General features: G+C 42.7%; 16 protein-coding genes. 15 read left to right on the forward strand and 1 reads right to left on the reverse strand.

Annotated elements, in window-relative coordinates:
- Window positions 1–62 precede the first annotated feature (62 nt).
- From ACFQ2J_RS00200 to proC, 6 genes are all read left to right on the forward strand, one after another.
- Window positions 63–2,912 carry a 2-oxoglutarate dehydrogenase E1 component gene (locus ACFQ2J_RS00200; RefSeq protein WP_386055451.1) on the forward strand — a complete coding sequence of 950 codons (2,850 nt, stop codon included), beginning with the start codon at window positions 63–65 and terminating at the stop codon, window positions 2,910–2,912.
- Window positions 2,909–4,228, forward strand: coding sequence for a 2-oxoglutarate dehydrogenase complex dihydrolipoyllysine-residue succinyltransferase (gene odhB, locus ACFQ2J_RS00205; RefSeq protein WP_386055453.1), 1,320 nt, complete (start codon window positions 2,909–2,911; stop codon window positions 4,226–4,228). Before ACFQ2J_RS00200 ends, odhB begins: the two co-directional genes overlap by 4 nt.
- 219 nt (window positions 4,229–4,447) lie before the next feature.
- Complete coding sequence (locus ACFQ2J_RS00210; protein WP_386055456.1) at window positions 4,448–4,732, forward strand: hypothetical protein; 285 nt, start codon at window positions 4,448–4,450, stop codon at window positions 4,730–4,732.
- 30 nt (window positions 4,733–4,762) lie between these two features.
- On the forward strand, window positions 4,763–5,518 hold the full coding sequence (yidC, locus tag ACFQ2J_RS00215) for a membrane protein insertase YidC (RefSeq protein WP_386055458.1): 756 nt from the start codon (window positions 4,763–4,765) through the stop codon (window positions 5,516–5,518).
- Window positions 5,519–5,681: 163 nt separating this feature from the next.
- A complete protein-coding gene (gene yhbH / locus ACFQ2J_RS00220) occupies window positions 5,682–6,842 on the forward strand; it encodes a sporulation protein YhbH (protein ID WP_386055460.1) in 1,161 nt (386 codons plus the stop codon).
- 310 nt (window positions 6,843–7,152) lie between these two features.
- On the forward strand, window positions 7,153–7,965 hold the full coding sequence (gene proC / locus ACFQ2J_RS00225; protein WP_386055463.1) for a pyrroline-5-carboxylate reductase: 813 nt from the start codon (window positions 7,153–7,155) through the stop codon (window positions 7,963–7,965).
- A 95-nt stretch (window positions 7,966–8,060) separates the two neighbouring features.
- On the opposite strand, the gene ACFQ2J_RS00230 is transcribed toward proC, so the two are convergent.
- On the reverse strand, window positions 8,061–8,162 hold the full coding sequence (locus ACFQ2J_RS00230; RefSeq protein ID WP_386058275.1) for a YjcZ family sporulation protein: 102 nt from the start codon (window positions 8,160–8,162) through the stop codon (window positions 8,061–8,063).
- Window positions 8,163–8,340: 178 nt separating this feature from the next.
- Here ACFQ2J_RS00230 and ACFQ2J_RS00235 point away from each other — a divergent pair, with 178 nt between their 5' ends.
- The 9 genes from ACFQ2J_RS00235 (at window position 8,341) to ACFQ2J_RS00275 (ending at window position 18,599) form a co-directional block, all read left to right on the forward strand.
- On the forward strand, window positions 8,341–9,636 hold the full coding sequence (locus ACFQ2J_RS00235; RefSeq protein ID WP_386055465.1) for an NCS2 family permease: 1,296 nt from the start codon (window positions 8,341–8,343) through the stop codon (window positions 9,634–9,636).
- A 136-nt stretch (window positions 9,637–9,772) separates the two neighbouring features.
- Complete coding sequence (locus tag ACFQ2J_RS00240; RefSeq protein ID WP_386055467.1) at window positions 9,773–11,305, forward strand: spore germination protein; 1,533 nt, start codon at window positions 9,773–9,775, stop codon at window positions 11,303–11,305.
- Window positions 11,283–12,386 carry a GerAB/ArcD/ProY family transporter gene (locus ACFQ2J_RS00245; protein WP_386055469.1) on the forward strand — a complete coding sequence of 368 codons (1,104 nt, stop codon included), beginning with the start codon at window positions 11,283–11,285 and terminating at the stop codon, window positions 12,384–12,386. The genes ACFQ2J_RS00240 and ACFQ2J_RS00245 overlap by 23 nt, the downstream gene beginning before the upstream one ends.
- Entirely contained in the window at window positions 12,383–13,492 is a 1,110-nt protein-coding gene (locus ACFQ2J_RS00250; protein WP_386055472.1) for a Ger(x)C family spore germination protein, read from the forward strand. The genes ACFQ2J_RS00245 and ACFQ2J_RS00250 overlap by 4 nt, the downstream gene beginning before the upstream one ends.
- Window positions 13,493–13,584: 92 nt before the next feature.
- Window positions 13,585–14,121: a hypothetical protein gene (locus ACFQ2J_RS00255; RefSeq protein WP_386055475.1), complete on the forward strand. Its 537-nt coding sequence runs from the start codon at window positions 13,585–13,587 to the stop codon at window positions 14,119–14,121.
- A gap of 66 nt (window positions 14,122–14,187) precedes the next feature.
- A complete protein-coding gene (locus ACFQ2J_RS00260) occupies window positions 14,188–14,688 on the forward strand; it encodes a hypothetical protein (RefSeq protein ID WP_386055478.1) in 501 nt (166 codons plus the stop codon).
- A 129-nt stretch (window positions 14,689–14,817) separates the two neighbouring features.
- Window positions 14,818–15,438 (forward strand): SafA/ExsA family spore coat assembly protein, encoded by a 621-nt coding sequence (safA, locus tag ACFQ2J_RS00265; RefSeq protein ID WP_386055482.1) that lies wholly within the window; start codon window positions 14,818–14,820, stop codon window positions 15,436–15,438.
- Window positions 15,439–15,705: 267 nt separating this feature from the next.
- Window positions 15,706–16,899, forward strand: coding sequence for a NupC/NupG family nucleoside CNT transporter (locus tag ACFQ2J_RS00270; RefSeq protein WP_386055485.1), 1,194 nt, complete (start codon window positions 15,706–15,708; stop codon window positions 16,897–16,899).
- A gap of 266 nt (window positions 16,900–17,165) precedes the next feature.
- Window positions 17,166–18,599: an aldehyde dehydrogenase family protein gene (locus ACFQ2J_RS00275; protein WP_386055488.1), complete on the forward strand. Its 1,434-nt coding sequence runs from the start codon at window positions 17,166–17,168 to the stop codon at window positions 18,597–18,599.
- Window positions 18,600–18,609 lie beyond the last annotated feature (10 nt).

The raw sequence follows: 18,609 nt of genomic DNA on the forward strand, positions 1-18,609 counted from the left end.
TACATGGGTTTGCAAACGGTTACGTCACAACGACAGACAACATCTACTTGGGGGTATTAAACGTGTCAAACAAAGGCTCGAATGAACACTTTTGGGAAAACTTCCATGGCCCCAACATGGGTTACTTGGAAGAACAATATGAACTTTATACGGAAAGCCCGGATAATGTCGAAGATTCTCTTAGAGAAATTTTCGATGAACACGGGGCTCCTGACTGGATGTCAGCTGCTGCAGCCAATGGTGAAGCAGGTGGCCAGGCGTCTGAACAGGACATCGTCAAAGCGACCTCAGCATACAAACTTGTTGAGGCTATTCGTCGTCATGGACACTTAGAAGCGAAAATCTATGCTGTCGGTGGGGATGAAAGAAAATCTGAATTGCTTGATCCAAAGACTTACGGTCTTACAGAGAAAGATTTGGAATCCATTCCAGCCAAAGTCGTTTGGCCGGAATCCCCTGTAAAGCTGCAAAATGCACTTCAAGTCGTCCGTACTTTGAAGGAACGCTATGCCGGGACAATTTCTTTTGAATACGATCACGTAAATAATGATGAAGAGAGAAAGTGGCTTCAAAACCAGATCGATACTGGTGCATTCCAAGTATCATTGAGTAATGAAGAGCAGAAACAGTTACTTAGAAGACTTGCGGATGTAGAAGGCTTTGAGAATTTCCTTGCCAAGACTTTCGTTGCGCAGAAGCGTTTTTCCATCGAAGGATTGGATATCATGGTGCCGATGCTTGATCACATCATTCAGGCTTCCTGCTCGGATGAGATGGAGCACATCATGATGGGGATGGCTCACCGTGGCCGACTGAATGTGCTTGCACATGTCTTGGGTAAGCCTTATGACAAAATCTTCTCTGAATTCCATCACTCTCCTGACAAAGAGCTGGTACCATCAGAAGGCTCGATGGGAATCAACTATGGTTGGACAGGAGATGTAAAATATCACTTCGGTGCCCGCAGGGAAATCGGTGAAGGAGATCAGCCGTGTACGCGAGTTACATTGGCACATAACCCATCCCATTTGGAATATGTCAATCCTGTAGTGGAAGGCTTTGCCCGTGCAGCACAGGATGATCGCACCAATGCTGGCTACCCTGAGCAGCACCAGGATAAAGCATTCGGCATTCTGATTCACGGGGATGCTGCGTTCATCGGCGAAGGCGTCGTAGCTGAAACATTGAATATGAGTGATTTGCCTGGTTACCGTACTGGCGGTACCGTTCACTTGATTGCTAATAACCTTGTCGGATTCACGACAAACCGCCGTCATGGCCGCTCCACACGCTATGCGAGTGATTTGGCGAAAGGATTCGAAATCCCGGTTGTCCACGTCAATGCAGATGATCCGGTAGCTTGTTTGTCTGCAATGGCGCTTGCTTATGAATATCGTAAGAAGTTCCATAAAGACTTCCTGATCGACCTTGTAGGTTACCGCAGGTTCGGTCACAACGAAATGGATGAACCTCGTGCTACTCAGCCGCATCTGTATAAAGAGATTGATGAACATGCTACAGCGGCTGGTGTCTACGAAGAACGTCTTAAAAAGGAAGGTGTGCTGGAAGACGGTGCACTTGAAGAAATGAAGAACGAAGTCGAAAATAATCTTCGTGAATTGTATAAGAACATGAAAGAAAATGAAACGAAAGATCCAGATGTCGATAAGCTGCCTGAGGGATTGGAAAGTTCTTTGGAGGAAATCGAAACTGCGATTGAATATGATCGTCTAAAGGCTTTGAATGAAGGAATGCTGAAACGTCCTGAAGGTTTCAATGGCTTCAAGAAGCTGGAGAAAATCCTTCAACGTCGTACGAAAATGCTTGAAGATGGCGGAAAAGTGGATTGGGCTACGGCAGAAGCTTTGGCGTTTGCATCAATTCTGGAAGAGGGTCAGCCGATCCGTATCACCGGACAGGATACAGAACGTGGAACGTTCGCACATCGCCATATGGTCTTGCATGATGTAGAGACAGAGGAAACGTATTGCCCATTACATGGGCTGGAGCAGGCGAAAGCTTCTTTTGCCATCCATAACAGTCCGTTATCTGAGGCTGGAGTCATCGGTTTTGAATATGGTTACAGTGTACAGGCTCCGGAAACACTCGTCTTGTGGGAAGCACAGTTCGGTGATTTCGCAAACGCAGGACAAGTCATTTTCGACCAATTCGTATCTGCTGGACGAGCGAAGTGGGGAGAGAAGACGAACATGGTCTTCCTGTTACCTCATGGGTATGAAGGCCAAGGGCCGGAACACTCGAGTGCACGTTTGGAACGATTCCTGCAAATGGGTGCAGAGAACAACTGGATCGTTGCCAACGTAACTTCAGCTGCTCAATATTTCCACCTGCTGAGAAGACAAGCTGCTATCAGTGGTAAAGACGAAGCACGTCCTTTGGTTCTGATGACACCGAAGAGCCTATTGAGAAATCAGCGTGTTGCGGATGAAAGTGCAGCATTCACAGAAGGAAAATTCAAACCGATTCTTACTCAACCTGGGTTGAGCAATGATAAAGATAAAGTGAAGAAGCTATTACTTGGAAGCGGAAAGATCATGGTAGAGCTTCAAGATGCTATCGAGAAGGCTGAAGGCAAGAACTTTGATGAGTTGGATGCCTTGAGAATCGAGCAAATCTATCCTTTCCCTCAAGACAAGTTGAAAGAGATCCTCAAGTCCTACAAGAACTTGAAAGAAATCGTCTGGGTACAGGAAGAACCGCAAAACATGGGAAGCTGGTACTTCGTAGAAGGCAAACTTCACGACTTACTGAAACGAGGACAGAAGCACCGATATATCGGACGTCCACACCGTGCATCTCCGTCAGTCGGTGAACCGAACATTCATAAAACAGAACAGAATCGCATCATAAACGAAGCACTTAACATGTCCAAAGGAGGAGATTCACAGTGAAGGAAATCAAAGTCCCTGAATTAGCTGAATCGATAACAGAAGGTACAATTGCGGAATGGCTCGTCAAAAAAGGTGACCAGGTCGAAAAAGGTGATCCGATCCTTGAACTTGAAACGGACAAGGTCAATGTAGAAGTGAATGCAGACCATAGTGGTGTCATTGCTGAAATCATGAAAGATGAAGGCGACGATGTCGAAGTCGGTGACGTCATTGCTAAAGTAGATGAAAATGGCGAAGCTGGCGGTTCATCTGAAGATTCTTCCGATGAAGAAGATAAAGAAGAAGCAAAAGACGAAGAGAAAAAAGAATCAAAAGAAGAGGAAGCTTCCGACCAGAAAGAAGAGAAAAAAGAAGCTTCTGAAGATAAGCAGGAAGAAAGTTCAGAAGGAAAAGGTAAAAACGATGTCATCGCAACTCCTGCTGCACGTAAACGCGCACGCGAGCTAGGTATCGACCTTAGCGAAATCAGTGCACGTGATCCGCTTGGCCGCATCCGTCCAGAGGATGTAGAGGATGCTGCTAAAGGATCGAAAGAGGAGAAAAAAGAAGCACCTAAGAAAGAAGCGAAGAAAGAGAAGAAATCAGATAAGCAATCAGAGAAAACAGAATTCGATAAGCCGGTGAAACGTGAGAAAATGTCCCGCCGCCGTCAAACGATTGCAAAACGTCTGGTGGAAGCGCAGCATAACTCAGCAATGCTGACTACTTTCAATGAAGTTGATATGACTGCTGTCATGAAGCTTCGCAGTGAACGTAAAGATGCATTTTTAAACAAGCATGATGTCAAGCTTGGATTTATGTCCTTCTTTACAAAGGCTGTAGTTGGTGCTTTGAAAGACTTCCCATTGTTGAATGCAGAAATCCAAGGGGATGAAATCGTACAGAAGATGTTCTATGACGTCGGTATGGCTGTATCCACAGATGATGGCTTAGTCGTTCCGGTTGTACGCGATGCAGATCGTCTTGATTTTGCAGGGATTGAAAAAGAAATCGGCCGTCTCGCGAAAAAAGCGCGTGATAAAGAATTGCAATTGAATGAATTGCAGGGCGGTTCTTTCACTATTACAAACGGTGGTATTTTCGGATCCATGCTTTCCACGCCGATCCTGAATGCACCTCAAGTAGGTATCCTGGGACTTCACAGCATCCAAAAGCGTGCGATGGTCATGCCTGACGATACAATTGAAGTACGTCCGATGATGTATCTTGCGCTTTCCTACGATCACCGTATCGTTGATGGTAAAGAAGCAGTACAGTTCCTCGTACGTATCAAAGAATTGATTGAAGATCCATACGATCTATTACTTGAAGGATAAATTTTATCGAAATGAAAGGATGTCTCAGTGGAGGCATCCTTTTTTGTAATTTACAAAAGTTTAACTTTATTAAAGGAATAAAGTATAAGAAAATACTAAGGCTTTCGCCATAAGTACTTGGCGACAAGCCAAGGTTTTCTAATTTTCTTTTCATTGTGAAACCTTTCCTGTAACATGTACGTATATCATCACAAGAGCTTTTAGAAAAGGATAAAAGATATGACATTCATTTTTGAATTATTCGATGGATCGCATGACTGGTTCATGCTGTCTGTCTATATAGGATTACTGGCAAGTGTTGCGCTACGTACCGTCTGGACCTGCATGATGGAGGATACCTCGTTTATCACTTCCGCAGATACTGTCCAGTTTGAAACCACCAGAGCGGCACTGAATCTTGTTACCCGACCAATCCAGTCCATCATCATTGTCTACTGGATTACCAGGACGGTTAAACTCAAGGATTCCCCTGACGATGACGATCACCTCCTCCTTATTCGTTAATAAAGACTACGAATAAGGAGGAACTATAAATTGAGACGATTTTTCAGTTTAACAGGAATAGGTGCATTTCTTTTAATTGTGTTAGCAGGATGTTCAGGGCAACCAACGGAGAATGGTGGATTTTTTAATGACTACTTCATCCATCCGTTCATCGTTGCAATCAAAGTGATCGCAGAACTTTTCAATGAGAATTATGGGATTGCCATTATCCTGATCACCCTGGTTATCCGAATCATTCTTCTCCCGTTTATGATGAAAAACTATAAACGAAGCAGAGAGATGCGTGGAAAAATGGAAGCAATCAAGCCTGAAATGGATACGATCCAAAAGAAGCTGAAAGAAGTGAAGGATCCGGAAGAAAAGCGGAAGATTCAGCAGGAAATGATGGCATTATACCAGACACACGGTGTGAATCCGCTGAATATGGGCTGTCTCCCATTATTGCTTCAAATGCCTGTACTGATGGGGTTCTATTACGCCATCCGTGGCTCCGAAGAAATCGCCACCCATTCGTTTTTATGGCTGAACTTAGGAGAACCTGATATTCTCATGGCAGTCATTGCAGGGATCTTATACTTTGTACAGTACAGAGTTTCTTTGAGGGATATGCCGATCGCCCAGCAGGGACAAATGAAGCTTCTAGGGCTGATGTCGCCCATCATGATTTTCATCTTTTCGCTCAATGCTCCTGCAGCATTACCACTGTACTGGACCGTCAGCGGAACATTTCTGATCCTGCAGATGCTCCTATCAAGAAAGTTATATCCAGTTAATAAAGATGCATAACTTGGAAAGCTGTCCCTATATAAAAGGGACAGCTTTTATTATCAACCAAAATAGTAGGAATAAGGAACAAACTGCTTATTTCTCCATTTAATTGTCTGAATATTTAATCAAAATCTATCGACCTGCATAGTATAAAGTAATACTAAAGCAGGAGGGGATTATGGTGGCTGAAGAGAAAAGTTTTGTGATTGCAGAAGAGAATTGGTCCCTCCACAGAAAAGGTTATGATGATCAGAAGAGACATCAGGAAAAAGTACAGGATGCAATGAAGAATCAACTGCCGGATTTGATTACAGAAGAGAATATCATCATGTCCAAAGGTAAACATGTCGTCAAAATACCAATAAGGTCATTGGATGAATATAAGATCCGATACAACCATGATAAGAACAAACATGTGGGTCAAGGCGACGGTGATAGCCAAGTGGGGGATGTTGTTGCCCGAGACGGTTCTGGTGATAAGAAGGCAGGTAAAGGCTCTGGTGCAGGGGATCAGCCTGGTGAAGATTATTATGAAGCAGAAGTCAGTCTTGCTGAGCTTGAGGAAGCATTGTTTAAAGAGCTGGAGTTGCCGAATCTGGAACAAAAAGAAAAAGATAACATCGTTCATACAGATATCGAATTCAGTGATGTCAGAAAAATTGGCCTGACAGGAAATATAGATAAGCGCCGAACTATGATGGAAGCTTTCAAAAGGAATGCCATGAAAGGCAAATCAACGTTTGCTCCGATTTATCCAGAGGATGTCCGGTACAAAACGTGGAACGATATCGTAAAACCGGATTCAAAAGCTGTCGTCATTGCAATGATGGATACGTCAGGTTCGATGGGATTATGGGAAAAATATATGGCAAGAAGTTTCTTCTTCTGGATGAACCGATTCCTGAAATCAAAATACGAAACAGTGGAAATCGAATTCATCGCCCATCATACAGAAGCGAAAATCGTCAATGAAAATGATTTCTTCTCCAAAGGAGAGAGTGGAGGAACCATCTGTTCTTCTGCTTACCGTAAAGCTCTTGAACTGATCGATGAAAAGTACGACCCTAGCCGCTATAATATTTATCCATTTCATTTTTCCGATGGGGATAACTTGACGTCAGATAACAAAAGGTGCTTGAAGTTTATTGATGAGTTATTGGAAGTATCCAGCATGTTCGGGTATGGGGAAGTGAACCAGTACAATCGCCATTCCAACCTGATGCAAGTGTATAAGAAGATTGAACATCCGAAGTTCAGGTATTATGTATTGAGGAAGAAGCCAGACGTCTTTTATGCGATGAAGAAATTCTTCCAGAATCAGGAAGAAGAGATGCCTGTATAAAGCAGACAAATTAAAAACGAGAAAAGCCGGACTTAAAGCAGTCCGGCTTTTCTCGTTAGCAGCTATGATATTTTTGGTGAATCGCTATGATATGAATAGTACACCATTTATTATAAATAATTTACATGTGATTTGTAAACCCTTCCAGGCGAATTTATGATATTTTTACCATATAAAAAGATGACGCATCGATAGTATGACGTTTTACCGTGTTGATTGAATAATGAGTGTGATACCTGAGTGTTATACTTGAGTTTGCGAAATCTATCACATACAATGGATGGCGTTTGGTATAGAGGAGATGAAAGCAATGGACAAGCATATTGGATTTATCGGGTGTGGGAAAATGGCCCAGGCAATGATTGAGGGGATGATCAAGGAAAATCTGGTACATAGGGAGCAGATTTCAGCCAGTGCAATTACGGAGGAAACGATTGTTGCAATGAAGGAAAAGCTGAATATCCTTATGACAAATGATAATAAAGCAGTGGCAGCTAAAAGTGATGTATTGTTTCTGGCGGTCAAGCCGGCTCAATATGAGAATGTCATAGATGAAATTAAGGATGCAGTACGTGACACCACCATTATCGTCACGATTGCAGCAGGAATCAGCTTGGCAGTTATGGAAGCTTCATTTCAGCGTCCAGTGAAAGTCGTTCGTACAATGCCGAACACCCCTTCTTTGGTAGGGGAAGGTATGAGTGCGCTTTGTCCGAATACTCATTTGACAGCGGGCGATTTACACGTGATCGAGACCATCTTCAACAGCTTCGGAAAAACGGAAGTCATTCCTGAAGAATTGATGGATGCAATTCCGGCGGTCAGTGGATCATCCCCAGCTTATGCCTATATGTTCATTGAAGCGATGGCGGATGGAGCAGTACAGCAAGGCATACCGAGAAAGCAGGCTTATAACTTGGCAGCCCAGGCAATGCTCGGTGCCGCTAAAATGGTGTTGGAGACTGGTGAGCATCCTGGCTATTTGAAAGATGACGTATGCACACCAGGCGGTGCGACGATAGCTGCCGTCAATACGCTGGAAAAGTCGAACTTCAGAGGTTCCATCATGCAGGCGATGGCTGCTTGTACGGCCCAGTCGCAGGCATTATCGAAAACGAAATGAAGGAAAGCCCCGACCTATGAATGGTCGGGGCTTTTTTTGGATGGCCTTTTGAGGCGCTCCTTTTAAATGTTGTTCATCCAGTTGATTCGTAATTCTTAGTAGTAGATGACAGCTCCTACGATGACAAGAAGGATGAACAGTACGACGATCAATACGAAAGTATCTCCGTAATTTCCTCCACAGTGACCCACTAAAATGCACCTCCATCAACCATTTACTACAACATATGCCCACCCATGCGTAGTGACAAGGACACTCGCCCATGTTCGGAGAAGATTCTTTTTAAAACAATTTTACTGACATCCTTGAAATCACTCTAAAAAACGAATAATATTAGTATTGTTGTGATTATTATTCGGAAAGTAAGGTGTTCTTATGGTTAAGTTTTTTAAATTGAGAGAAAATCAAACGAATCTACGAACAGAATTGACTGCTGGTGTGACTACTTTCCTGACGATGGTCTACATCATTTTCGTCAATCCTTCTATATTAAGCGCTGCCGGAGTCCCTTTCGATCAGGTGTTCATGGCTACTGTGATCGCTGCTGTAGTCGGAACATTGTGCATGGCGCTCTTTGCAAACTATCCAATCGCGATTGCACCGGGAATGGGCCTGAATGCTTATTTCATCAATGTCGTTGCCCAACAGGGAGTAACGTACCAGGCAGTCTTCGGAACGGTCTTTATCGCTGGTGTCTTGTTCATTCTGCTTAGTCTTACAAATTTGAGAGAAACGTTGATCGCAGCAATCCCTCCTTCTTTAAAGTTCGGGATTACATCCGGTATCGGTCTTTTCATTGCCTTTCTCGGACTCAGGATGTCCGGGATTGTCGTTTCAAATCCGGAAACGTTCGTCACTTTCGGCGATCTGCATGAACCGGTCACGCTCCTGACTATTGCAGGACTGTTCATTACCTTAATTCTGATTGCCAGAAATGTAAGAGGGGCGCTCTTTTTCGGAATGCTGATTACAGGAATTATCGGGTATTTCACAGGCTTGCTTCAGTTTACCGGGAGTCCAGTGTCGATGCCGCCTGCACCTGTATTTTTCGATATCGACATTGCTGGTGTATTTACAAATGGCCTTTATACGGTAGTTTTTGCATTTCTACTTGTAACGATTTTTGATACGACTGGAACGTTAATTGGTGTAGCCGAGCAAGCTGGTTTTATTAAAAAGGATGGATCACTGCCAAAAGCGAAGCCGGCCTTGATGGCGGATGCAATCTCTACAACGGTAGGTTCTACCTTTGGAACAAGCCCATCGACCGCTTATATCGAATCGACATCTGGTGTTGCTGCTGGGGGAAGGACAGGACTGACTTCCCTTGTAGTAGCTGCTTTGTTCTTCGTATCGATTTTCTTTTCCCCGGTAGTCGGTGCGATTTCGAGTTTACCAGCCATCACTGCTCCAGTTCTGATCATCGTAGGATGTTTCATGATGGAGGGGCTGTCACGAGTAGACTGGAAGACCTTCGATGAAGCATTTCCTGCTTTTGCAATCATCTTGACGATGCCGTTGACTTCAAGTGTTGCGACAGGGATATCCATCGGATTCATCACATATCCCCTGTTGAAACTTGTCAGCGGAAAAGGAAAGCAAGTACACTGGATTCTTTACGTGTTTGCGATCATTTTCATTTTACAAATGATTTTCTTTCCTGGACATTGAACAAGAATGTTACCTGCACTCAATCGTGAGTGCAGGTTTTTTATTGGGAAAATTTCAGTCAATCGTGAATCCATCAATTAAATATCAATAACTGGCTAATACTAACAGGAAAGTGATGTTCGAAGGAGGTGCGACTATGGGATTCTTCCGGAAGCGGGAAACACAAGGTAAGCTTACAAACAACCAATATGGCAAAGATAGTGATAAAGAGCCGAGACAAGCAAGCTTTTCAAAGCTTAAGGATAATATTGATTATTTGAATAAAGCATTAAGGTATTCTGGTGATTTGAAAATCAGGATATTGGAGAATGGTAGTGCTGCACTGATCTACTTAGAATCCCTAGTCGACCAGGAAAAAGTCACGGAGAATATTTTCAACCCAGTGCTCGTCGGTAAATTTTCATCGATCATGGATCTTCCGAACGGAAAACAGACTGAAAACCTGGAAGAAGTCATTCCTACACTGATTCGAGGTCATGCCGTTTATATAGAGGACGGGAATCATAAAATCAATCAATTCAATGTTACTTCTGATTTCAATCGGCAGATTGCGGAACCTGCGAATGAGAGGATCATTCGTGGTTCCCATGAAGGCTTTGTCGAGAATACGATGATCAACATCAATCTTGTCCGGAAGCAGATTGAACATAGAGATCTGACCGTGAGAACGTTCAAGTTAGGAAAAAAAACAAATGTGAATCTTGCAATGGTGTATATGGATGAGATAACGGATCCCCAGCTTGTAAGACGGGTGACAGAGAGAATAAAATCAATCACTGCTGACTTGGTGCTTAGCCCTGGATATATTGAGGAATACATGGAGGATTCGACATTCTCCCCGTTTCCCCAGATGTTGAATACGGAAAGACCTGATAAAGCAGTAGCCAATCTGATGGAGGGAAGAATCGCTCTTTTTCTTGAAGGAAGCCCCACTGCCTTAATCCTTCCTTCAACCTTCTTTATGTTTTATCAATCTCCGGATGATTACAATTCACGGTGGTTTACAGGAACATTCACTCGACTGATCCGCCTTGCTAGCTTCTTAATTGCAATCGGCTTGCCGTCGTTCTATATTGCGGTAATTTCGTTCCATTTTGAAGTGCTGCCGGATGATCTGATTTTTCCGGTGAAGGGATCCATTAATGAAATTGCCTATCCACCGATTGCAGAAGCTTTCATCATGGTCATCATCATTGAGTTGATTCGTGAAGCCGGGATAAGGCTGCCGCAACCGATCGGTCAGACGATTGGTATCGTTGGCGGTTTGGTCATTGGAGATGCGATCATCCGAGCAGGGCTGGTATCCAATTTGATGGTTATCGTCGTTGCTCTAACGGCAATTGCATCCTTCGTTGTTCCTTCAAATGAAATGAGCTCTACATTAAGGATCCTGACCTTTCCGTTAATCATCCTTGCCGGGGCATTAGGATTTATTGGTATTGCTTTCGGGATGTTGTTCCTGTTTATTCATTTAGTAAAACTGGAGTCATTCGGTACACCGTATTTTGCACCAGTTGCACCACTTAGGTTTAAAGACTTGAAGGACACTTTCGTTCGCTTGCCTTTATTTACATTGAAGACGAGACCGAAGGATGCACAGCCTGTCAGGTCGGAAAGGATGCAGGAATCAAGGGAGTGGAAAAACAGTGGAAAACCTACAGACAGCTAAAATCTCCCGCAGACAATTTTTCTTTTTGATTCTGCAGACGCAGCTTGGTGTCGGTATATTATCATTACCTTATGACCTTTACGGTACAGCGAAGCAGGATGGTTGGATTTCGTTGTTGCTATCTGGAGTCATAATTCTCTTGATTTTGTTTTTATTTTGGAGATTGGCAAGAAAATTTCCTGACCATCATTTTTTTCAATATATGGAAATTTTATTAGGGAAATGGCTCAGTAAATTCTTTATTTTACTTTATTGTTTTTATTTCATTGCAGTAGGTGTATTAATTACATTACTGTTTACAAGAACAATAAACTTATGGGTTCTATCCAAGACACCTATGCTTGTAGTGGCTTTATTGCTAGCGCTGAGTGGGCTCTATATGGCGAATAGTAGTCTCCAAGTGATAGCTAGGATGTATGTCATGTTGTCATTTTTAATCGTGGTACTTATCGTGCCGTTATTACTGGTAATACAGGACTTGAAATTGATTTATATCCTTCCTATAGGTATCTCAGGAATCTCCCCGATTTTAAAGGGCATGAATGAAGGGATTATTTCATTTCTTGGTTTCATCATTTCGCTAATCGTTTTCCCGGTAGTCAATGGGACAGACAAACAAAAGTTATGGACGATGTTATTGGCCCAGCTGTCAGTAATGGGACTTTACTTATTTACAATATTGACCAGTTATACCTTCTTCAGCTCGGAAGAAATAGGACTGGTTCCTAATCCTCTCCTATATATGCTTAAGACGTTTGAATTTCAGATCGTTGCAAGACTAGATATCTTTTTTGTCTCTCTTTGGATCATATTTGTTTTCACGACATTTGCTATGTATGTATATATGAGTGGCGTTGGATTTTCAACGATTTTTAAGAGTAAGAAGAACGGGATGTTCAATACCATTAGTATGGTCATCATTCTTACGCTGTTTATCCTGATAGGAAAGAATGAATACGACATTGGCAGATTCAGTACGTATGTTACAACTTCCGCATATGCCTTTTCTATAGGGGTACCTGTGCTGATCCTGATGTTATCCAATATCAGAAGACGAAATAAAGGTCGTGGTTCCTCATGAAGAAAATGGTTTCAATTGGATTCATCAGTCTCGTCCTGCTGACTGGGTGCTGGGATCAGAGACAGTTTAAAGATGTGAAAATCGTGCAATCGACGGCTTTCGATGCTGCAGGGGATAAAATATTAGATACAGTAGCTGTGCCTGCCGTAAGGAGAGCGGGAGAGGGGGCTGGTGAACAAACAGAACAGATTGTAGATGCTGTTGGAACTACACCTAGAGATGCAAGAGATAAAATCGATGCCAAACTATCTAACTTTTTTGACCCTGCTAAAATTGAAGTTGTCTTAATAGGAGAAGATCTGGCTAAAAAGGACATCTATCCTGTTCTGGATATTTATTATAGGAACCCGAGAAGCAACCTGACCGCTCAACTCGCTATCGTGGAAGGGAAAGCTGCTGATGCTCTCGCTTTGGAAACCGACCGGGAAACCTTGATCAGCAAGTACTTGAAGGGATTGCTTGAATCTGCACATGTCACAAGTCATACACCAGGTGAGAACATCCAGTTGGTCTGTGCGGAGATGTTCGAAGAAGGAGAAGACTTTTCTTTACCACTACTTGCAGCAGATCATGAAAAGGGAATTATTCAGTTCAAAGGATTGGCTTTATTTTCAGAAAGGGCTTTCAGTGGTGTCAAATTATCAATGGAACAGTCAGTCCTACTTATGGTGATGGAGGATAAATTATCAAAGTACGGAAGGGTTACAAAAAAAATCAGTGATAAAGAAAAAGAGGAAATATTGAATTACGTCACTATTGGAATCGATAAAGTGGATCGAAAGCTGAAGATTGATCCAGTTAAAAAGAAAGTGACCATTGATGTCAAACTTAAAGCAGAAGTGTTAGAGTATCCTAAAAACCATTTGGAAACGGAAAAGGAAGTTAAGAGGTTGAACAAGAAGTTATCGGAACTGCTTACTAAGGATGCTGAAGAAGTCATAAGCCTGCTTAAAGAGGCGAACAGTGATGTATTCGGAATTGGAAGGCGGACAAAAGCTTATCACTATAAAGAATGGAAGAAGATGGACCCTAAGAAGGTATTTAAAGAAATGGACGTCGTCCCAACTTTTACAGTAGAAATTACGAGACATGGAATAATTAATTGATTGAAAGTAGATAAAGTTCTGTATTTTTAGCATTTTACAAAAATATGGAACTTTTTCTGTGTTCAATACGTCTAAGTAAGTGAGGTGGTTGAATGCGACAAATATCAATATTGATGATTGCACTTATCTTTTTTTATGGTTCATTCCTATTTACTCCAAACAAAAGTCATGCTTGCTCTTGCGCTGAAGCCTCTTCACCTTCCGTCCAATTAGAAAAGAAAGATGCTGTGTTCTTCGGTGAAGTGATGGATATCAGCAGTTCAATGTTTTCTTCCGGCGAAGTAACTGTTCTATTTGAAGTGGACCGCGTCTGGAAAGGAGTAAATCAGACAGAAGTGAAAGTAGTGACAAAAGAGCAGGAAGCGAGTTGTGGCTATAACTTTGCTGTCGGAGCCAGGTATCTTGTCTATGCATCAGCAGATGGTGACGACTGGAAGACAGGCTTATGTGAAGGAACGAAGCATTTGAACGAAGCTTCCGGAGATATACGCGAGCTTGGTTATGGCGATAAACCTGAGGAGCAGGTGAATCTTAGTCTCGGTTTTTCCGTTTGGTCTATTGGTATTCCTGTTTTCCTTGCGATCGCCGGTATGTCGGTTTTTATCAAAAAAAGAAAAAAACTTTCATGAAAACGAAACTTCTTATTCACTCCCCTCGTCTATAAAATAGAAACATTAATTCGGGAGGACCAGTGAATGAAGCATCGCTTTCTACTATTCATGTGCTTACTCACCTTACTGTTATTGACCGCATGCCAGACGACATATGCAGTTCCTCAAGGCTATTATACATACGATGATCAGGAACTCTCTTCTTCATTGGATGAGTTGTCCTATGAACCTGAGTTGCCAAAATTCATCCCTGTCCAATCAATTGCTGTCGTCTCTGATCACTATATGGAAGAGGATGCTGAAAAGCTTGATATCAGTTTCTTTACGGAAAATAATGATCTATTATCAATTCAAATTACCCAAGGCTCATCAGAGCAGGGATTCTTGAATGAGGAAGAAGTGGAGATTTCCTCCAGTCTGACTGGTTCATATATTGATAACGCATTTGCGAGGACATTATCGTGGACAAAGGACGGCATCAAATACAGCCTCTCATACAGGGAGAGTGTGCATTCCCAAGACGACCGTCCACCACAGGTTACTAAGGAAGATTTAATGGAAGTGGCAAGATCCTTCCGCATGTAATTGTGTGAAAGACCCCCCTTATATAGCACCCGATCATTTATCAATGATCGGGTGCATTTTAATGGATACATAATAATTCCAAATGATGGCAAACTATCTCCTGTACATTAATTACAGGAGGAGAGAATCATGCGAAAATGTTTATTGATCCTTTTCATTTTCAGCTTTTCATGGCTGGGTTTGCAGGAGGGGAATGCACAAGCGCAAACGGATACGTACATTGTTAAGTCAGGCGACTCTTTATGGAAGATTTCTCGCAAATATCAAATCGGGTTATCGGAAATTATCAACGCCAATCCGCAGTTTGAAAACCCTGACCTGATTTATCCTGGCGATAGGGTGACCATCCCATTAAAGCCTGGAATCAAATCTGTCGAACAGCAAGTGATCGACTTGACAAATCAGGAGCGTGCAAGTCAGGGGCTGCCTGCCTTGAAGAAAGACTGGCAGCTTTCAAGAGTGGCGCGGTACAAATCGAGGGATATGGCGAAAAACAATTACTTCTCTCATACATCGCCAACATATGGATCACCGTTTCAGATGATGCGTAATTTCAACATTAACTACAGGGCAGCTGCTGAGAATATCGCTGCTGGACAGCGTACGCCACAGCAAGTCGTCCAGGAATGGATGAACAGTCCAGGACATCGTAAAAATATTTTAAATCGCAATGTCACTCATATTGGTGTCGGATACGCTACAGGTGGAAGTTATGGCACATATTGGACGCAGATGTTCATCAGCAAATGATCCAGCGGAAAAAGTCACGATCTACCGTGGCTTTTTTTTCGTTTTGGTTACAATAACTTCTAATAGGGTTGATTCGATGCTTGAAAGGAAATAAAAAAGTAAGGATTAGAAAGTAGCGTGTAATCAGCTTGTAATGTTCATTTACAGATTTTTGCACTTGCAAGACGTCTGACAACCTGATACAATCCAAAATGGAAATAGGTTATGAAAGCATTTTCATTACTGTTTTGAAATTATAGCTATATTATCATCTGAGGAGGAACAAACGTGGGTATTTTACTTGGCTTGTTGGCTATTGCGGTCATTCTTGGAATCGCATTCTTGATGTCCAATGATAAAAAGAACATCAATTATCGTGGAATCATCATCATGCTTTTATTCCAACTATTGACTACATGGTTTATGTTCAATACAAAAGTTGGTCAGTGGATCATTACGAAAATTTCTGAAGGGTTCAATAAACTGATTGAATTCGGTTCTGCCGGAGTTCAGTTCGTACTTGGAGGTTTTGTCATTCAAGAAGGTGGCGGTGGAGTATTCTTCTTCAACGTTCTGCTATTGATCATCTTCTTTGCAACGATTCTCTCTGTGCTGACATACATCAAAGTCCTGCCTTTGATCATCAAATATCTTGGTTGGGGACTTTCTTATATCACAGGACTTCCTAAAGTCGAGTCCTTCAACGCAGTAAACTCAATTTTCTTCGGACAATCTGAAGCATTGATTGCAATCAAGTCACAGTTCAAACAACTGAATGACAACCGTTTGTATATTGTAAGTGCGTCAGCAATGGGATCCGTTTCAGCTTCTATTGTCGGTGCGTATCTTGGAATGCTTCCTGCGAAATTCATTCTGGTAGCTCTGCCATTGAACATGTTCAGTGCATTGATTGTTGCTTCCATGATTGCTCCAGTCAAAGTTCCTAAGGAAGAAGACGTTGTTGATATCCAGGATGTATCCAACGCGAAAAGCTTCTTCGAGGCGATGGGTAACGGAGCATTGGATGGTGGACGTATCGCATTGATCGTAGCGACAATGCTGATCGCTTTCATCGCATCTCTTGAGCTTGTGAACTGGGTCTTCGCAGCACTGTTCAGCGGATTCACGTTGCAACAGGCACTTGGTTATGTGATTGCTCCAATCGGTATGCTGATGGGTATCCCGATGGCTGAAGTACTTGACGCCGGTGCAATCATGGGTACAAAGATCGTCACGAACGAATTCGTAGCGATGCTTGAGTTCCAGGGCATGCTTGATTCTGTTTCAGAGAAAACAGTTGGTATTGTAACTGTATTCCTGACAAGCTTTGCTAACTTCTCCTCCATCGGTATCATCGCTGGTACGGTGCAGGGAATCGATTCTGAAAAAGGTGGAAAAGTGTCCGGTTTCGGTCTGAAGCTTCTTGTCGGTGCGACACTAGGTTCCATGCTTTCTGCAACAATCGTAGGTCTATTCTTGTAATCCTGCTTAACCTGAAGAACGGGGAAACCCGCTCTTCAGGTTTTTTTGATTTGGAGCGGTTTTGTTTAATAAAATGCTAAGTTTGTTTAATAAGATGCCGAGTTTGTATGATCAGTCGCCCTTTTTGTTGAATAAACGCTGGACTTTGTATATAAAACAGCCGGATTTGTAAATCGCTCACGTCCTGCAATACCCTCGAGAGCGTTTAAACAAACCATCAAAAGGAAATACCCATACTAATATCCCAAATAAAGGAGTATGGTTATATGGCTGATCAATACAAACTATTTATAAATGGAGAATGGACCGATTCAGAAGAAAAAGTAGAAGTTCTGAATAAATACACTCAGGATACGTATGCGGAAGTAGCAAAAGCCGGCGAGAAAGAGGTGGATCAGGCGATTGAGGCAGCACAAACTGCTTTCAAAACAAACCCGATGCCTCCGTATAAGCGATACCAGATACTTAAGCGTGTAAGTGAACTGCTTCAGGAAAATAAAGAAGAACTCGCAAAAAACATTACAATGGAAGCTGGCAAGCCGTTAAAACAGGCCCGAACTGAGATTGATCGTGCTACGCAAACCTTCGAGCTATCAGCGGAAGAAGCGAAACGAATCCATGGGGAAGGAGTACCTGTCGAGGCTGCACCAGGTTCTGAAAACCGGATGGCATTTACGATTAAAGTACCTGTCGGAGTGGTTGGTGCCATTAGTCCGTTCAACTTTCCAATCAATTTGGTCGCACATAAAATAGCCCCAGCGATCGCATCTGGAAACGCGGTTGTGCTGAAGCCTGCAAGTGCAACACCAATCTCAGCATTGAAACTTGCTGAGCTATTTGAAGAGGCAGGGCTTCCGAAAGGATTTTTGAATGTCGTTGTTGGTTCAGGGTCCACAGTTGGTAAACAAATGATGGAAGATAGCCGAATCAACCTGTACACGTTCACTGGAAGTGCGAATGTCGGATTGAAATTGAAGCAGAATACAGGGCTGAACAAACTGATTCTGGAACTGGGGAACAACTCTCCGGTCATCATCGACAAAGAAGCGGATGTACAGATGGCTGCAAAAAATACAGCACAGAAGAGCTTCGCATTCGCTGGTCAGGTATGTATCTCTGTTCAGCGTCTCTATGTCCACGAGGAGGTAAGAGAAGAATTCCAGCAAGCATTCATCGAAGCGATTCAAGAGTTGAACGTTGGCGATCCGAACGATGCAGAAACAGATGTCGGACCAATGATCAGTGAGGAAGAGGCAGAGCGTGCTGAAACATGGATCAAAGATGCGGAAAAAGAAGGAGCGAAAATCATTCACGGCGGAAAGAGGAATGGAGCATTGCTTGAACCTACCGTCCTTACGAATGTGACAAAAAATCAAAAGGTCGTGTGCGAAGAAATTTTCGCCCCGGTCGTATCGATCATTCCATTCTCTAATCTGAAAGACTGCATTGATGAGCTGAATGAATCCCAATACGGCTTACAAGGTGGTATCTTCACACAGAATATTGACACTGCCTTTTATGCTGCAAAAAACGTCCAAGTAGGTGGACTGATGATCAACGATTCCTCTCAATACCGTGTAGACCTCATGCCTTATGGCGGTGTGAAAGGAAGCGGATGGGGGAAAGAAGGACCGAAATATACGATTGAAGATATGACAGAAGAACGGCTTGTGGTCATGAATCTCAATCAGGATGTATAAAAAAAAGCGT

The sequence above is a fragment of the Thalassobacillus hwangdonensis genome (assembly GCF_042675915.1).
GTDB lineage: Bacteria > Bacillota > Bacilli > Bacillales > Halobacillaceae > Thalassobacillus_A > Thalassobacillus_A hwangdonensis.